Source organism: Duganella sp. GW821-FHT01E12 (assembly GCF_059422325.1).
This window is the reverse complement of the sequence record NZ_JBWKWR010000017.1, coordinates 41,874-56,710: the sequence shown is the minus strand read 5'-3', so window position 1 is coordinate 56,710 and position 14,837 is coordinate 41,874. Positions and strand designations below refer to the sequence as shown.

At 67.9% G+C, this 14,837-nt stretch carries 11 protein-coding genes and 1 tRNA gene; 2 read left to right on the top strand and 10 right to left on the bottom strand.

Annotation, left to right across the window (positions count from 1 at the left end):
* Positions 1–78 precede the first annotated feature (78 nt).
* From AC07WS_RS29225 to AC07WS_RS29200, 6 genes are all read right to left on the bottom strand, one after another.
* Positions 79–155 (bottom strand) — tRNA-Met (locus AC07WS_RS29225).
* Between the two features lie 104 nt (positions 156–259).
* Positions 260–865 carry a DUF6630 family protein gene (locus AC07WS_RS29220; protein WP_494732443.1) on the bottom strand — a complete coding sequence of 202 codons (606 nt, stop codon included), beginning with the start codon at positions 863–865 and terminating at the stop codon, positions 260–262.
* A 77-nt stretch (positions 866–942) separates the two neighbouring features.
* Entirely contained in the window at positions 943–2,112 is a 1,170-nt protein-coding gene (locus tag AC07WS_RS29215) for a methyltransferase (protein ID WP_494732442.1), read from the bottom strand.
* A 106-nt stretch (positions 2,113–2,218) separates the two neighbouring features.
* On the bottom strand, positions 2,219–3,154 hold the full coding sequence (locus AC07WS_RS29210) for a hypothetical protein (protein ID WP_494732441.1): 936 nt from the start codon (positions 3,152–3,154) through the stop codon (positions 2,219–2,221).
* 77 nt (positions 3,155–3,231) lie between these two features.
* Entirely contained in the window at positions 3,232–3,441 is a 210-nt protein-coding gene (locus AC07WS_RS29205; protein WP_008449977.1) for a hypothetical protein, read from the bottom strand.
* Positions 3,442–3,498: 57 nt separating this feature from the next.
* Complete coding sequence (locus AC07WS_RS29200; RefSeq protein ID WP_494732440.1) at positions 3,499–4,119, bottom strand: putative metalloprotease CJM1_0395 family protein; 621 nt, start codon at positions 4,117–4,119, stop codon at positions 3,499–3,501.
* A 148-nt stretch (positions 4,120–4,267) separates the two neighbouring features.
* Here AC07WS_RS29200 and AC07WS_RS29195 point away from each other — a divergent pair, with 148 nt between their 5' ends.
* The gene (locus AC07WS_RS29195) at positions 4,268–4,423 is read left to right on the top strand and encodes a hypothetical protein (RefSeq protein ID WP_494732439.1); all 156 of its coding nucleotides are present in this window, start codon (positions 4,268–4,270) and stop codon (positions 4,421–4,423) included.
* Between the two features lie 7 nt (positions 4,424–4,430).
* Here the strand turns inward: AC07WS_RS29195 and AC07WS_RS29190 are convergent, their stop codons facing one another.
* The 4 genes from AC07WS_RS29190 to AC07WS_RS29175 all read right to left on the bottom strand — a co-directional run bounded on the left by AC07WS_RS29190 (position 4,431) and on the right by AC07WS_RS29175 (position 13,443).
* The gene (locus tag AC07WS_RS29190; protein ID WP_494732438.1) at positions 4,431–5,582 is read right to left on the bottom strand and encodes a serine hydrolase domain-containing protein; all 1,152 of its coding nucleotides are present in this window, start codon (positions 5,580–5,582) and stop codon (positions 4,431–4,433) included.
* A gap of 32 nt (positions 5,583–5,614) precedes the next feature.
* Entirely contained in the window at positions 5,615–9,454 is a 3,840-nt protein-coding gene (locus AC07WS_RS29185) for an AAA family ATPase (RefSeq protein WP_494732437.1), read from the bottom strand.
* The gene (locus tag AC07WS_RS29180; RefSeq protein WP_494732436.1) at positions 9,451–10,701 is read right to left on the bottom strand and encodes an exonuclease SbcCD subunit D C-terminal domain-containing protein; all 1,251 of its coding nucleotides are present in this window, start codon (positions 10,699–10,701) and stop codon (positions 9,451–9,453) included. The genes AC07WS_RS29185 and AC07WS_RS29180 overlap by 4 nt, the downstream gene beginning before the upstream one ends.
* 87 nt (positions 10,702–10,788) lie before the next feature.
* Positions 10,789–13,443, bottom strand: coding sequence for a sensor domain-containing diguanylate cyclase (locus AC07WS_RS29175; RefSeq protein WP_494732435.1), 2,655 nt, complete (start codon positions 13,441–13,443; stop codon positions 10,789–10,791).
* Positions 13,444–13,587: 144 nt separating this feature from the next.
* Between AC07WS_RS29175 and AC07WS_RS29170 the strand changes: the two genes are divergently transcribed.
* On the top strand, positions 13,588–14,832 hold the full coding sequence (locus tag AC07WS_RS29170; protein ID WP_494732434.1) for a winged helix-turn-helix domain-containing protein: 1,245 nt from the start codon (positions 13,588–13,590) through the stop codon (positions 14,830–14,832).
* Positions 14,833–14,837 lie beyond the last annotated feature (5 nt).

Sequence of the window (14,837 nt, the reverse complement as noted above, 5' to 3'; positions counted from 1 at the left end):
CCGGCTTGCTTGCCAGCGACTGGGCCTGGAAAAGAAAAAGCCGTTGATCTCTGAAAGAAATCAACGGCTTATCGAATCTGGTTGCGGGGACAGGATTTGAACCTGTGACCTTCGGGTTATGAGCCCGACGAGCTGCCAGACTGCTCCACCCCGCGTCTGAGGCCCGAATTATACATAGGGCTTTTGCGTTCCGCAAGGGTCAAAATAAGAGTCGCTTATATTTTGCGCGATTTTTTAAGCGATGCTTATGTTTATCGCATCATTCCTCGCCTTGCGTGGCCGCGAAGTCCTTGAAGCGCAGCACCTTGACGTCGGCGTCGCGCGCCAGGGCGATGGCTTGTCCGGCCAATGCGTCATCGATGATGAGCGCGTAGTAGGAATCCGATTCGTAGTCCACCACCAGCAGCGACAGTTGCAGCGGCGCCAGCCAGCGCGACAGATCGCCCAGCCCCTGCATGACGGTCTTGCCCTCGTGGTCCCATTGCCACTGCGGCTCGACGCCGCGCGCCGCCAGCATTTCCTGCGCCTGCCAGGCGACTTCCTCGCTGGCTTTCCAGTCCACCTGCAGCATCAGCCAATGTCCGCGTTGCTGGCCCTGATCGTCCAGCATGGCGTCGTAGAACAGCCAGCGGATCTCGTCGATGCTGGTCGCGCCGTTGCCATCGTATTTGGCCGCCACGTGCCGCACCAGCCGTTCGCTTTCCTGCTCGCCCAGGTGCTGCGAGATCAGGCGCATGAACGCGCAGGCGCCGGCCTTGTAGCGCGCATAGTCCTCGTCGCTCAACAAGTCGCTCGGCAGGTCGGCGGGAGGCGGAAGGGGGGCCGCCGCTTGTGGCGACAACAGCCCGAATAATCGCTTGAACATGGGAGTTCCTCCATGAAAGTTGACTCAAGCGAGCATAGCAGAACTACAAAGATTGCCTTTTTCGATAGCCGGCCTTGTTACGCTGCGGCCAGGCGCCACAGCGACGTGACCTCGGCGGCGCGGGCGGCATGCAGCGGGTCGGCGGCGTCGGCGGCGCGCGGGTGGGTGGGGCGCACGTCGTGGCGGTCGACGACCTTCAGGCCGGCGGCGGCGATCCATTCCATCAGCTGCTCGCGCGGGCGCAGGCCCAGGTGCTCGGCCAGGTCCGACAGGATCAACCAGCCTTCGCCGCCTGGCGTCAGGTGCGCCGACAGGCCGGCCAGGAAGCCGCGCAGCATGCGGCTGTCCGGATCGTAGACCGCGAATTCGATCGGCGAACTCGGACGCGCCGGCACCCACGGCGGATTACACACCACCAGCGGCGCCCGGCCTTCGGGGAACAGGTCCGCCTCCAGCAGTTCGACCTGGCCGTCCAGATCCAGCCGCGCCAGGTTCTCGCGCGCGCAGCTCAATGCGCGCTGGTCCTGGTCGGTGGCGATGACGCGCGCCACGCCGCGCTTGGCCAGCACCGCCGACAGCACGCCGGTGCCGGCGCCGATGTCGTAGGCCAGCTTGACGCCGGCCGGCAGCGGCGTATTCGCCACCAGGTCCACATACTCGCCGCGCACCGGCGAGAACACGCCGTAGTGCGGATGGATGCGCGCGTCCAGCGCCGGAATCTCGACGCCGGTGCGGCGCCATTCGTGCGCGCCGATTACGCCAAGCAGCTCGCGCAGCGAGGCCACGAACGGTTCTTCGAAGCGTCCGTAGGCCTCGTTGCAGGCCAGCTGCACGTCCGGCGCGCGGCGCAGCGGAATGGTGTAGCCGTCGTCGAAAGGAATCAGCAGCATGGCCAGCGTGCGCGCCCGCTGCGATTGCGCCTGGCGATGCAGGTGGAACGCCTCGGTCGGCGTGGCCGGAGTCTTGGCCGGCTTGGCCTTCTTCGCGGGCTTGCTTTTATGGTCGGCGCGGCGCGCCAGCGCCTGCAGCAGCTGGCGGGCGTTCTGGAAGTCGCCGCGCCACAGCAGCGCCGTGCCTTCGCAGGCCAGGCGGTAGGCCACGTCCGCGTTGGTGCGGTCGTCGGCGATGACCACGCGTTTCGGCGGCGGCATGCCGGCTTCGGAGCGCCAGCGCGCGGCGCACTGCACGCCGTTCTCCTCCCAGTGGATCTGTTGCGGCGTAGGGGAGGCGGTGGTGTGTGCGGACATGTTCGGGGCAATCGGTAGGTGTAATAGGCGGAAGCACAAAAAACGCCGGGGATGGTGTCCATCCCTGCCGGCGTTTCGGTGTCGAGGCGCTTATTATACTTGGCGCTTAGCTGGTGGCGGCTTTGGCGCCCGCTGCGGCGTCGTTGGCGGGGGCGAGCGAGATCGGATCGTCGGCCGGCGATGGCACTGCGCTCACGCCTGCGGGACCGGCCTTGATCGGCTCCTGCGGGGCCTGCGCGCCGTAGGCGTCGGTGGCCGATTTGACCTTGTCGGCGGCGGTCGGCGCGCTGTAGGTGTTGGTGTCCTTGCTGTCGACCAGGTTGAGCAGGCGCAGCGACAGGTTGCGCAGCGTGTTGCGGTCGATGCCGTCGCTGGTCTTGGCGGGCGAGTTGTCGCCGGTCGACAGCGCCGATTGCAGGTCGCGGCCGATCAGTTTGAACAGGTCGGCCAGGGTGCCGGGGAAGTCGATGTTCGGCACCTGCACCGACGGCAGGTTGTTGGCGCTGGCGCCGTTGCTGGCCACCGGACGCTTGGTGGCGTTGTCGCTGCTGGCGGCGGGTGTGTCCTGGCTGGCGGCGCCGGCCAGTTCCGCGTTGTACTGCACTTCCACTTCGAAATCGAACTTGCGGCCGTCGGCGGTGGTGATCGTGCCTTTGCCGATGAAGTGCGAGCTGTCGATCAGGTCGAAGGCGGCGGCGTCGCTGCTGCCGTTCGGGCCCGAGGTGTGCTGCGCGCCCACGGCGAAAGTGGAACTGGTATCCAGGCTGGCCGAGTCGAAACTGATGGTCGCATCCTTGCCCGAGTCGCCGAACAGCGACTTGGCAAAGCTGCTCAGGAAGTCCTGCGCGAAATCGACGGTGGCGTTGCCGACCGAAGCCACGTGCTTTTCCAGGCTGTCCGTGGACAGGGAGGTCGGCGAGGAATCCAGCGCTTTCACCGGCTTGGCGGCGTTGGCCGCCGACGTCTTGCCGTCGTTGTGTGGATTGGCGCCGTAGAGGGACGACGGCAAAGCGCGGGTGCCGAGAGCAGGTAGGATAGACATGGCGGGTTCCAGCGGATTCGGTTTGATAATACTTCTATAACGGTGCGCCTTTGGATTTCTTGAGGCCTGCGCAAAGATTAATGATGGTGGGTCCAGCCTTCCGGCGCGGCCAGGTAGGAGGCGACGGCGTCTTTCTGGCCGATCGCGTGGTGTTTGACTTCGCCACAGGCGCAAATGCCGAGGTAGGGTTGGATGTGCGAGCAGGCCGACACCTTTTGCAGGCGGACTTGCACGGCTTTGGCGCACTTGGCGCATTTGAAGGTCAGGGTACGTGGTGCTTTTAACATGGTTGCTCTTTGAGTGGCTTGCAAAGGCGGGATTTTATCATCCGGCCGCGCAGCCGCTCAGGCGAAAACGTCCAGCGTGGGCGGCACCAGCGGCGGCGTCTCGTAGGTGCGCCGGACCTTGGCGGCGTCGCCGGACGCCGGTCCCGATCCATGGAGCCGGGCCGCCGCCTGTTCCAGCTGCTGGGTCGCCAGCTCGGCGCGGGCCTGCAGTTCCAGCTGCTGCGCCTGGGCCGCCACCGCGCGGTCGGCGCCGGAGGGATCGGCCGGCGCCAGCGCCGCCGCCTGTATCGTGTGGGCGCGTTCGATGGTCTCCTGCGGCGTGCGGCCGGGCGAGGTATCGATGTGGACCTCGCCACCGATGGCGTAATCGACGCCGTTCGGCCCGCGCTGGTAGGTATAGGACGCGCCGGACGTGGCCAGCCCGCCGGCGGTGGCCAGGTGCGCCTGCTCGTGTTGATGCACTTCGGTGTCGCGCGCCTTGAGCTGGGCCACCAGGGCCAGCGCCTCCGGCGTCAGGTTGGTGGTCGAGTCGGTGCCGGAAAAATTGGCGTTCGGGGACGCGGCGGGGGAGGCGGAGGCCGGCCCCGCGGGCCTCGCCGACGACGCCACCTGCACCGGCGGCGTCGCGCGCGCCGGTGGCTGGCTGGCGGAACTCGGTGATATGGCGCCTATGCTCATGGTGACTCGCGCTGCCTCCTGCTGGTCTGAATGATAGCAAATCTGTAGCAAATGGTTGCAAATTCGCGGCGGCCGGCGCGTCAACTGGGCGGGCCGGCCCGCGTTGTATGCCTACCGGGGATCGTTCTTCCACCAAAGAGGCAAGGCCATGGAACAAAAGAAGCAACCGAGCAAAGAATCCGTGCGACAGTGGCTGCAGACGCAGATCGCCGAGCGGCGCCCACCGCCGGATGCCCAGCAGATCCGCCGCGAGCTGGGTTGGGAGATGCTCAAGCTGGAACGCAAGGAGCGCGGCGAACGCTAGCTTGTTCTTAATCGCTGACCGTGGCGATCAGCGTATGCAGCAGTTGGTTGGCCTTGGCGGCCATCGCCTCGGAGCCGTAGTCGCCGGCGGTGATCACCACCGTCATGTCCATCTCCGGCACGATGAAGATGCGCTGGCCGCCGTTGCCGAAGGCCGCGCTCCATGGCGTGCGGTGGCCGTGCCAGGCCGCCGTGCCGTCCCACCATTGGTAGCCGTAGTGCAGTTCGTCCGGCTGGTTGCCGGGACTCCTGAAACCCACGCTCAGGCGCGGCTTGAGCGATTCATCCACCCATTCCTCTGCCACGATCTGCTGGCCGTTCCAGCGGCCGTGGTTCAGCATCAGCCGTCCCAGCTTGGCCATGTCGCGCGGACGCAGGCGCAGGCCCGAGAAGGGCGCCGGGCGGTCGCGCAAGTCGGTCACCCATTCCCACTGCACGATGCCCAGCGGTTCGAACAAATCCTTGCGCGCCACCTCGACCCACGGCCGGCCGCTGACGCGGGTGACGATGTCGGCCAAAATCGTGGTGCCGCCGCCGTTGTAGTTCCACACGGTGCCCGGCGGCGCCACGATGGGCCGCTCCAGCACATAGCGCAGCTGGTCGGACTTCCAGTACAGCCGCAGCTCGTTATTGGGCTGCATGCCTTCGTCCCACTTCCAGCCGCCGCTCATGGTCAGCAGGTGTTCGAGATTGATGGCGTTGAGCTGCGGCGAGCGCAGGTCCTGGAACTCGGGGAAGTAGTCCAGCACCGGCGTGGTGAGCGCGCCTATCCTGCCGCGCTGCTTCTCGATGCCGACCAGCAGGCTGATGACGCTCTTGCCGATCGAGCGCACGTCGTGCAGCGTGTCCGGGCCGAATTCCACCGTCGGCGCGAACGGCGGCCAGATGCCCAGGCCGCGCCGGATCGAACGGTCCTTGCCGGTGCGGTACATCTCCGCCACCAGCTTGCCGTGGCGTTCGACGACGATGCCGTGGATATTGTCCCCGCCCTCGGCCAAGGCGGTCAGCGTGACGCACAGGGCGTTGGCGTTGAAGCCGGAGGCCTCCGGCGCGGCCAGTTCCCAGCCGTCGGCTTGCGCGGCCGGCGCGGCGCACGGCGCGGCATGCGCGGCCGGCAGCGCGAACGACAGGCAAAGGCACAGGCGAAGCAGCACTTTCATGGACTAACCTGTATTAGCAATAAAACACCATTCTACTGCACTGTGACCGCGCTCTTACCACCGGCCGAAGGTTGCACCAGTATTTTCACGGCGATCCGCTCCGTCATCTCCTGCACGTGCGAGATGACGCCGACCTTGCGGCCCATCGCCTGCAGGCCGTCCAGCGCGTCCATCGCCACACGCAGCGTTTCGGCATCGAGGCTGCCGAAGCCTTCGTCGATGAACAGCGATTCGACCCGCACGCGGTTGGACGACAGCGAGGCCAGTCCCAGCGCCAGCGCCAGCGACACCAGGAACGATTCGCCGCCGGACAGCGAATGCACCGAACGCATCTCGCCGCCCATGTCCAGGTCCCGCACCAGCAACGCCAGCGACGGACTGGCCGGATTGCCGATGCGTTCCAGCTGATAGCGGCGCGCCAGGTGGTTCAGGTGGGCGTTGGCATAGCCCAGCAGGACGTCCAGCGTGAACTGCTGGGCGTAGTTGCGGAACTTCTTGCCGTCGGCGGAGCCTATCAGGTCGTTCATGCGCGCCCAGCGCTGCTCGATGGTCTCCTGCTGTTCGATCTGCGCCAGCATGGCTTGCGATTGCTGGCGCTTGGCGTCGTCCTGCGCCAGCGCCAGTTGCAGAGCTGTGGCGTGGTCCTGCGCGCTGCCGCGTTCTGTGGCGAGCGCGTTCAGCGCCGCAGCCAGTCGGGCGATCGGCGACGGCGCAGTGGCGATCGCGTTGTTGTCGCCATGTTCTTCGGCCGGCGGCGTGTGTTCCGGCGGCGCGGACAGCTGGTGCTCGGCGCGCTGGCGCTGGCGTTCTTTCAGCACGGCGGCGGCGTTGTCGGCGGCGCGGTCGATGGCTTGCAGCGCCGCGCGTTCCGCGTCCACTTCGTCGCCGGAATGGGCCAGCAGTTCGTGCAGGTGCTCCAGGTCGCGCAGACCGGCGTCGGGCTGGCGCTGCTGGAATGCGGAGACCCAGTCGGACAGCCTGGCCGAAGCCGCCGTCGATGCGCCGTGTAGCGCCGCCAATCGTTGCGCGGCCTGCGCCAGCGCCTCGTCGGCCCGCGCGCGGGCTTGCGCCGCCTGTTGCGCCGTGGTTTGCAGCCCCGCCAGCCGCTCCCTGGCCGCGTCGATGGCGGCGTTGAGCGACGCTTCGACATCGCGCACCTCCTTGCCGCCCCACAGCGCCATGCGCTGCTGCTGCATGTCCTTGAGCGCCGCGTCCGCGCTGCTGTAGGCGACGCGGGCGTTGACGGCGTCCAGGCCGGCCTTGGCCTGCGCCTCGGCGAGCGCCTTCACTTCCACCTCGATGGTGGCGATGGCTGCGGCGCGTTCGTCATGCGCCGCGCGCTGCGCAAGCCATTGCCGGCTCTCCGCCTGACGGGCTTCGTAGAATCGGGCCGGGCCGGCTTTCCAGTCGTCCTTCCAGTCTTCGCTCGGAATGTCGCCGCCGCTGAAGGCCGGGTCCAGGTCGGAGAGCAGGCCGCTGAGCGTGAGCGCGACTTCGATGCGCTGGTCGTCCAGCGCCTTGTATTCGGTGTTCGACTGCGCGAGCGCGGTCTGCGCATGCGCAGCGATGCCTTGCAGGCGCGCGTGTTCGGCCGCCGCCAGATCGTAGGCGGATTGCGCCTGGTCGCGCGCGGTGCGGGCAGCGTGCATGTCCCGCTCCTGCCGCTCGATGGCGTGCAGCGCGTCGCGGACCTGCTCCAGCTGGGCGACGAACCAGCCGGTGCGCTCCGGCTCCGGCGGCAGCGATGCCGCAAGCCGGGACGCCGCGCCGCCTTGATCGGCAGCCCGCATGTGACCGTGCCACGCGGCGGCAACGCGCTCCAGCGCCTGCGCCACGGCGCGGCCCTCGGCGGCCAGCGCGTTCAATTGTTCAAGGCTGGCCTGCTCGGTGGCGCGTTGCGCCGCCTGCTGATTGACGTTGGCTTCCATCTGCTGCCGGCAGCGCGCCACTTCCGACTGGAACTCGGCCAGCATCGCATGCAGGCCGCCGTCGTCCTGGCGGTACGGATGCTCGTGCGATCCGCACACGGGGCAGGGTGCGTCGTCCTCCAGCGCGGCGCGCAGCGATTCCACGTTCTTGGCGCAGGCGGCTTCCGCCAGCTTGAGCGAGCGCTCGGCCTGCGAGAAGGCCGCCAGTATACCGACGCCTTCCTGCTGCGCCGCTTTCAGTTGAAGCTCGGCGGCGGCCACCGCCTGCCGCAGCTGTGCCGACTGCGCCTCGATATGCGCATGCCGGGTTTGCCGCGCATCGAGCTCGATCCACAGTTTTTCCGCAGCGGCCAATTGATCGCGGCGCTGTTCCAGGTCGTGTCGCGCAGCCTGCAGCCGCTCGGCGGGGAAGGTCGCCAGCGTGCGCGCCGCTTCCTGCCGCTGCGCGTCCAGCGTTTGCATCGCGACGCCGGCGGCGGCCAGCTTTCCGCTGGCGTCGGCCTCCTCGTCGCGATGCGCCTTGGCGCTGCGCTGCACGCGGGCCAGCGCGCCGCCCAGCTTCTCGGCTTGCGACGCGGCCTGGCCGGCCTGCACGAACAGCACGTCCCAGCGCTCCCACGATTGCGCCATCGTTTGCCACTGCTTGTGCTGCGCCAGCCAGGCGACTGCCGCCTCGTGCTGCGCGCCCAGTCGCTTGCGTTCATCCTGGCGTTCCTGCAGCGCGGCCCTGGCGACGGCGTCCGCCTGGTCGGCCTTTTCGCAGGCGGCGGCGGTTTGCCGGTAGGTCGGCAGCATGGCTTCGATGCGGGCGTCCAGCGCCTTGGCCTGGTCCAGCTGCGGCGCGGCGTTGCGCTGCGCGGCTTCCGATTCCTGCACCTGCGTTGCCGCCTGCGCCTGCGCCGCCGTGGCGCGTTCCAGCGCCTGCGCGGCCATCGCCGCATCCTGTGTGCTGGCGGCGATGGCGGCCTGCGTGGCGACGATATCGGCGCCGATGCGCGTTATCTCGTCGGCCAGCGGACGCGCCGGCTGCACCGCCGCGATCCGCGCCAGTGCGGTGCGCCGCGGCGCCGACGCCTCCACCTCGGCGGCGGCGGCCTGGCAGGCTTGCTGCGCCAGCAGCTCGTCTTCGGCCAGCTTGGCGGCCTGCTTGTGCCAGCGCAGTTCCTGTTCCAGCTCCAGCTTCTGCTGCTCCAGCGCTTGCAGAGCCGCAGCGGCGCTTGCGCGCTGCGCTTCCAGTTCGCCGCGTTGTTCGGCGCTCAGCGGCTTCTGGTCGGCCAGGCGGGCGATCAGGCTTTGCAGGGAAGCCTGTTCCTGCTTGGCGCGCTCGAAGGCGCGCATCGAAATCTCGGAATAGACGGTGCTGCCGGTCAGCGTCTCCAGCAGCTCGCCGCGTTCGTTGTCTTCGGATTTGAGGAAGGCGGAGAATTCGTTCTGCGCCAGCAGCACGGCGCGCGTGAACTGCTCGAACGACAGGCCGATGCGCTTCTCGATTTCCGCTTTGACCTCGGTCTTGGTGCCGCCTATCGGCTGCAGCGCCGGCAGCAGGTGCAGCGTCATCTGGGTTGGCTGCAGCGCGCCTTCGGCCTTGGTGCGCGAACGTCGAACGCTCCAGCGGGCGCGGTAGGAGGCGCCGTCGCTGCCGACGAAATCCACCTCCGCATGGCCTTCGGCCGTGCCGCGCCGCAGCAGCGTGCGCGGGTCTTGCGTGGACACGGTTTCCGCGCCGACGTCGGTCAGGTAGTTGCGTCCCGCGACCTTCAACAGGCGCGGCGTGGCGTCGTACAGCGCCAGGCAGAGCGCGTCGAGCAGGGTGCTCTTGCCGGCGCCGGTCGGGCCGCTGATGGCGAACAGGCCGGTCGACGACAGCGGCTCCTGTTCGAAGTCCACGCCGAATTCGCCGGCCAGCGAGGCCAGGTTCTTGCCGCCGATTTTCAGGATTCTCATGGCAGCCTCGATGTCAGCATGAGTTCCGCGAAGGCGCTCAGTTGGTCGGGCGGCGCGTCGTTGTCGAACCGTTGCCGGTACAGCTGGCGGAAGATGTCGTCCGGCTTGAGCTGCTCCAGCCGGTCCAGCGTCATCACCTCGTCGTCGATGGAGGTGTGGCGCGCCGCGCTCGACGTCTCGATCTTGGCCAGCCGCACCGGCTTGCCGTCCAGCGCCGCCTCGACGCGGGCGCGCAGGCCCGGCTCCGGCGCGTCCAGCAGCACGCGCACCTCGAGGAAGGGTTGGCGTTCCGGTTCCGCCTGCGGCAGCTCCAGCGCCGCCAGTTCCTCCAGCACCTGCGCCAGCGGCGCCGGTCTGGCCGGAACGCGCAGCAGCTCGACCGCGCGCGGCACCATCAGCGGCGCGATCTCGCGCACGGCGGCGCCGTCGATGTCGATGCGCAGGATCTGGTGGCTGTAGCCCACTTCCGCGAACGACAGCGGGATCGGGCTGCCGCAGTAGCGGATGTGCTGCTGCTTGCCCACGCTCTGCGCCAGGTGCAGATGACCCAGCGCCGCGTAGGCGATCTCCGGCCCGAAGATCCCGGCCGGCAGCATCTCGGTGCCGCCGATGACGATGCGGCGCTCCGAATCGTTGGACATCTGGCCGTCGACCATGTGGCAGTGGCCCATCGCCAGTATCGCCTGGCCGTCCTGGCGCCTGGACAGCGCCAGTTCCAGCGCCTGCCGGTAGAGCAGCGCGATGCCCGCCAGGTAAGGATCGGGCGCGGGATCAGCGCCATCCTCCGCCTCCACGCGCGGCACGTCGCCCGGCCGCAGGAAGGGCACGGCCAGGCACCAGGCCTCCACCGCGCCGCCACGGCCGGTGAGCGGCAGCACCAGCGGTTCCAGGTCGATCTCGCCGCCGGCTGTGCGCTGCACCGTGCCGACCACCCGCGTGCCGTGCGCTTCCAGCAGCGGCCCGGGCGCCTCCAACCGTCCCGGCGAATCGTGGTTGCCGGCGATGATGACCAGGTTCAGATGCGGCGCGCGTTCCTTCGCCTGCTGCAGGAAGCGGTACAACTGCTTCTGCGAAGCCGACGAGGGATTGGCGTTGTCGAAGATGTCGCCGGCGATCAGCAGCGCGTCGGCCTGTTCGGCGGCGATGGTGTCGAGCAGCCAGTCCAGGAAGCACTGGTGCTCGTAGGTGCGCTCGAAATTATGCAGGGATTGGCCGAGATGCCAGTCGGAGGTGTGCAGCAGACGCATGAAGATGTGTAATCAAAACAGCCGGGAAGCGCACAATATAGCGCAAGATGGGACCGGACGAGTTGATAAAAGTGGATACGCGCCCGGCTAGGCGGCGTTGCTGGCCGCCGGCGGCAGCGCCGGGCCGGCGCGATAGGTGTTGCGGCCGGCCTGTTTGGCCTCGTACAGCAGCACGTCGGCGCGATGCAGCAGTTCGGCCGGGGTGATGTCCTCGTCGCGGTAGTAGGCCAGGCCGATGCTGGCCGAAATCGACACCACCTTGCCATCGAGGTCGAACGGCGCCTGCATCGCCACCACGATCTTGGCCGCCAGCGCCGCGGCGTCGTCGACGCGGGCGATGCGCTCCATGATGATGGTGAACTCGTCGCCGCCCAGCCGGGCGATGGTGTCGCTGGCGCGCATGGCGTGCGTCAGCCGCGCCGAAAACGCCTTCAACAGCGCGTCGCCGACACTGTGGCCGTAGGTGTCGTTGACCGGCTTGAAGCGGTCGATGTCCATGTACATCACCGCCATCAGGCCGTGCTGTTCGCGGCTGGCGAGCATGCTGTCCTGCAGCCGCTGCACGAAGCCGGCGCGGTTGGTCAGGCCGGTCAGCGCGTCGACCTGCGAGAGTTTGAGCAGGCGCTGTTTCTCGCGCTTCTGCGCCGTGATGTCCTGCCGCATGACGTGGAAGCCGTTGACCGTCACGCCGTCTTCGTCCATCTGCGGTATGTAGACCACCTCGAAGGTGCGGTCGATGGCGGCGTCGGGATCGTCCTCCTCGAAGGTCAGCGTTTCGCCGGCCAGCGCGCGCTTGATGTAGGGCGACAGGAAGCGGTAGCGCTCCTCGCCGATGGTGTCCTCGATGCTGCGGCCCAGCACCGACACGCCGCTGCGGTTGAATTCGCGCTCGTAGGCGAGGTTGTGGAAGCGGTAGACTTCCTCCGAATCGATGTAGGCCACCATGGCCGGCAGCGTGTCGGCGATGGTGCGCAGGCGCGCCTCGCTTTCGCGCAGCGCCATCACGGATTTGCGCACGTGGGTGATGTCGTCCACCGTGCCGACGTAGCCGTAGATATGGCCGTCCACCACCATCGCGGCGATCTTGAACGAGATCCAGATCATCATGCCGTCCGGGTGCACGCAGCGCATCGTGTCCTGATAGGGGACGCGGGTTTCGGCCATGTGCTTGAGCGCCGCCTTGAGCACCGGGCGGTCGTTGGGATGGATGGCGCGCATCCACGAATCGCCCAGCGCCTCCTCGCGCGTCAGGCCGGTGATGAATTCGAAGGTGCGGTTGACGTAGGTGCAGTGGCCGGCGGCGTCGGCGCGTATCAGCCCCAGTGGCGAGGCGTCGTTGACGGCGGCCAGCTCCGCCTGGTTCTTGCGCATCGCCAGTTCGCTTTCCTTGCGCGGCGTGATGTCGCGCGTGGTCACGGCCACGCCCTCGTCGATGGCGACGATCTGGTGGTGCAGCCACAGATGGGCGCCGCCCGGCAGATGGTCGGCTTCGAACTCCTCCTCCATCGGCCGGCCGGTGATCAGCACCGTCTTGTACTTGTCGATGTAGCCCTTGGAATGCAGCGCCGGCACCACCTCCATCAGGCGCTTGCCTTTCAGTTCGTCGGCGGTGGAGCCCAGCAGCGCGGCGCCGCGTTCGTTCAGGTCGGCGATGGTGAAGTCGACGATCTCCTTGGCCGGCCCGCGCATGCGGCAGGCCTTGAACAGGTAGACCGCGTCCATGCTGGCGTCGGCCGCCGCGCGCAGCATGGTCTGCGCCTCGGTGATCATGCGCGCGCTGCGCCGCAGCCGGTGCGCCTGCTGCATCAGCAGGCCGACGAACAGCAGCACCACGATCGAGGCGCTGGCGGCGGCGCCGTAGTACATGTCGCGCCGGTGCGCGTAGCCCGCCATCGCCGACTGCACCGGGTTGCCGACCACCGCCAGCAGCAGGTAGCGCGGCATCTCGGCGTAGCCGTAGATGCGCTCGACGGCGTCGAACGGGCGCGCCAGCAGCAGCTCGTCCTGCTGCGCGCCGGCCTGCGCGGCGGTGAAGTCGATCGAATCGCTGATGATCAGCTGATCGTCGACGCGCGCGGTGGACATGCCGTTCTCGCGGCTCACCAGCAGCACCGCGCCGCCGGGATCGACGTTCATGCGGTCGTAGTCTTCGACGAAGGCGGCCGGGTCGATCATCACCATGATGACGCCGGCGAATTCGCCCTTGGCGTCGTTCAGCCGGCGGGTGATCAGGATCTGCCATTTCTTGGTGCGCGGCTCGACCACCGGGGTCGACACCTGCGGCGTGTCGGCCGGGTTGCCGGCGTGGTGCAGGAACAGCGGCTGCTCGTGCACGTCGGGCGGGAAGTAGCCGTTGCGGCTGTCGAGCAGTCGGCCGTCGGCGCCGACCAGCGCCAGCGGCAGGTCCAGCTTGGACGGCAGCAGCGAATCGAGCAGGCCGTTCCTGCGGGTGAATTCGGCCAGCCGCAGCGTGCCGCCGGTCTCCTCGAATTTGAGCTTGAACAGCTGGGTGGCGTGGTCGACCTGGCGCAGCAGGTGGTTGGTGTGTTCGGCCAGCGTGCGCGCCTGCGACTGATTGCGCAGCACCGCTTCGTAGCGCGCGCTCTGGCGCTCCTGGCCCAGCTGGTAGGCCACCGCCGCCCACATGGTCGCCAGCAGCGCCAGCGCAAACACGGGCAGCAGTACCGCGCGATACAGACGGCGGAAAAAAATCACGATCGGGCGCGTGGCGGAATGGTTCATTGAAAGTCTTGGGTCACGGCGAAATCGAAGCTGCACCTCATGTGTGGATATTCTGCACGGAAATGTCACGTTTGTGGCCTGCGCGTCAAAAAAAACCGCTTTCCGATCACAGGCAATGTTGATTTCTTTATTAGAATAGCGGTCATGACCGAATTGATAATCAGCCTGGCCGCGGCGCGGGCGCTGCACCTGGCGGCGCAGGGATTGCTGCAGCCGCGCCGCCGCAAGGCGCGCCAGGCCGACGTGGTGGACGCGATCCGGCAGATGGGCGTGCTGCAGATCGACACCATCCACGTGGTGGCGCGCAGTCCCTACCTGGTGCTGTGGAGCCGCCTGGGCGACTATCCGCAAGCGTGGCTGGAACAGGCGCTGGCGGCCGGCCAGCTGTTCGAGTACTGGGCGCACGAGGCCTGCTTCGTGCCGATCGAGGACTATGGCCTGTATCGCCACCGCATGCTCGATCCGGCGGCGATGGGCTGGAAGTATTCCGAGACCTGGATGCGCGAGCGCCGCGCCGAGGTGGACGCGGTGCTGGACCACATCCGCGCCAACGGCCCGACGCGCTCCTCGGACTTCGAGCGCACCGACGGCCAGAGCGGCGGCTGGTGGAGCTGGAAGCCGGAGAAGCGTTCGCTGGAGGTGCTGTTCACATCCGGCGCGCTGATGATCGCCGCGCGCGAGAACTTCCAGCGCATCTACGACCTGGCCGAGCGCGTGCTGCCAGGCTGGGACGACCGCCACATGCCGCACATCGACGACACCCGCCGCGCGCTGGTGCTCAAGGCGGTCAAGGCGATGGGCTGCGCGCGCGCCGGCTGGATCAGCGACTACTTCCGCACCAAGCCGCCGCGCCTCGACCCGGAGGAGCTGGTGGAGCAGGGCGCGCTGCTGCGCGCCTGGGTGGACGACTGGGACGATCCGGTCTACGTCCATCCCGACCACGCGCCGCTGCTGCAGGCCGCCGCCGCCGGCACGCTGGCGCCGACGCTGACCACCATCCTGTCGCCGTTCGACCCGGTGGTGTGGGACCGCCGCCGCGCGCTGGAGCTGTTCGGCTTCGACTACCGGCTCGAATGCTACACTCCGGCGGAGAAGCGCAAATACGGCTACTTCACGCTGCCGATACTGCGGCGCGGCGCGCTGGTCGGCCGGGTGGACGCCAAGGCGCACCGGCGCGGCGGCGTGTTTGAACTGAAGTCGCTGGTGCTGGAGCCGGGCGTGCGCATCAGCGACCGTTTCGTGCGCGACGTCGCCGCCGCCTTGCAACGCCTGGCTAACTGGCACGAATGCCCCGAACTACGCATCGTCCACGCCGCGCCGGAGCGCTTCGCGCCGCTGCTGCGCGAAGCGCTCGATCACAACATCAAACAAGAAATGGAAGCCGCATGATGGGA

Excerpts from the sequence above, each read along its gene's own strand:
- AC07WS_RS29195 (WP_494732439.1), top strand. The coding sequence starts at position 4,268 with ATGGAACAAAAGAAGCAACCGAGCAAAGAATCCGTGCGACAGTGGCTG.
- AC07WS_RS29210 (WP_494732441.1), bottom strand. The coding sequence starts at position 3,154 with ATGTCTATCCTACCTGCTCTCGGCACCCGCGCTTTGCCGTCGTCCCTC.
- AC07WS_RS29175 (WP_494732435.1), bottom strand. The coding sequence starts at position 13,443 with ATGAACCATTCCGCCACGCGCCCGATCGTGATTTTTTTCCGCCGTCTG.
- AC07WS_RS29200 (WP_494732440.1), bottom strand. The coding sequence starts at position 4,119 with ATGAGCATAGGCGCCATATCACCGAGTTCCGCCAGCCAGCCACCGGCG.
- AC07WS_RS29205 (WP_008449977.1), bottom strand. The coding sequence starts at position 3,441 with ATGTTAAAAGCACCACGTACCCTGACCTTCAAATGCGCCAAGTGCGCC.
- AC07WS_RS29220 (WP_494732443.1), bottom strand. The coding sequence starts at position 865 with ATGTTCAAGCGATTATTCGGGCTGTTGTCGCCACAAGCGGCGGCCCCC.
- AC07WS_RS29185 (WP_494732437.1), bottom strand. The coding sequence starts at position 9,454 with ATGAGAATCCTGAAAATCGGCGGCAAGAACCTGGCCTCGCTGGCCGGC.
- AC07WS_RS29190 (WP_494732438.1), bottom strand. The coding sequence starts at position 5,582 with ATGAAAGTGCTGCTTCGCCTGTGCCTTTGCCTGTCGTTCGCGCTGCCG.
- AC07WS_RS29180 (WP_494732436.1), bottom strand. The coding sequence starts at position 10,701 with ATGCGTCTGCTGCACACCTCCGACTGGCATCTCGGCCAATCCCTGCAT.
- AC07WS_RS29170 (WP_494732434.1), top strand. The coding sequence starts at position 13,588 with ATGACCGAATTGATAATCAGCCTGGCCGCGGCGCGGGCGCTGCACCTG.
- AC07WS_RS29215 (WP_494732442.1), bottom strand. The coding sequence starts at position 2,112 with ATGTCCGCACACACCACCGCCTCCCCTACGCCGCAACAGATCCACTGG.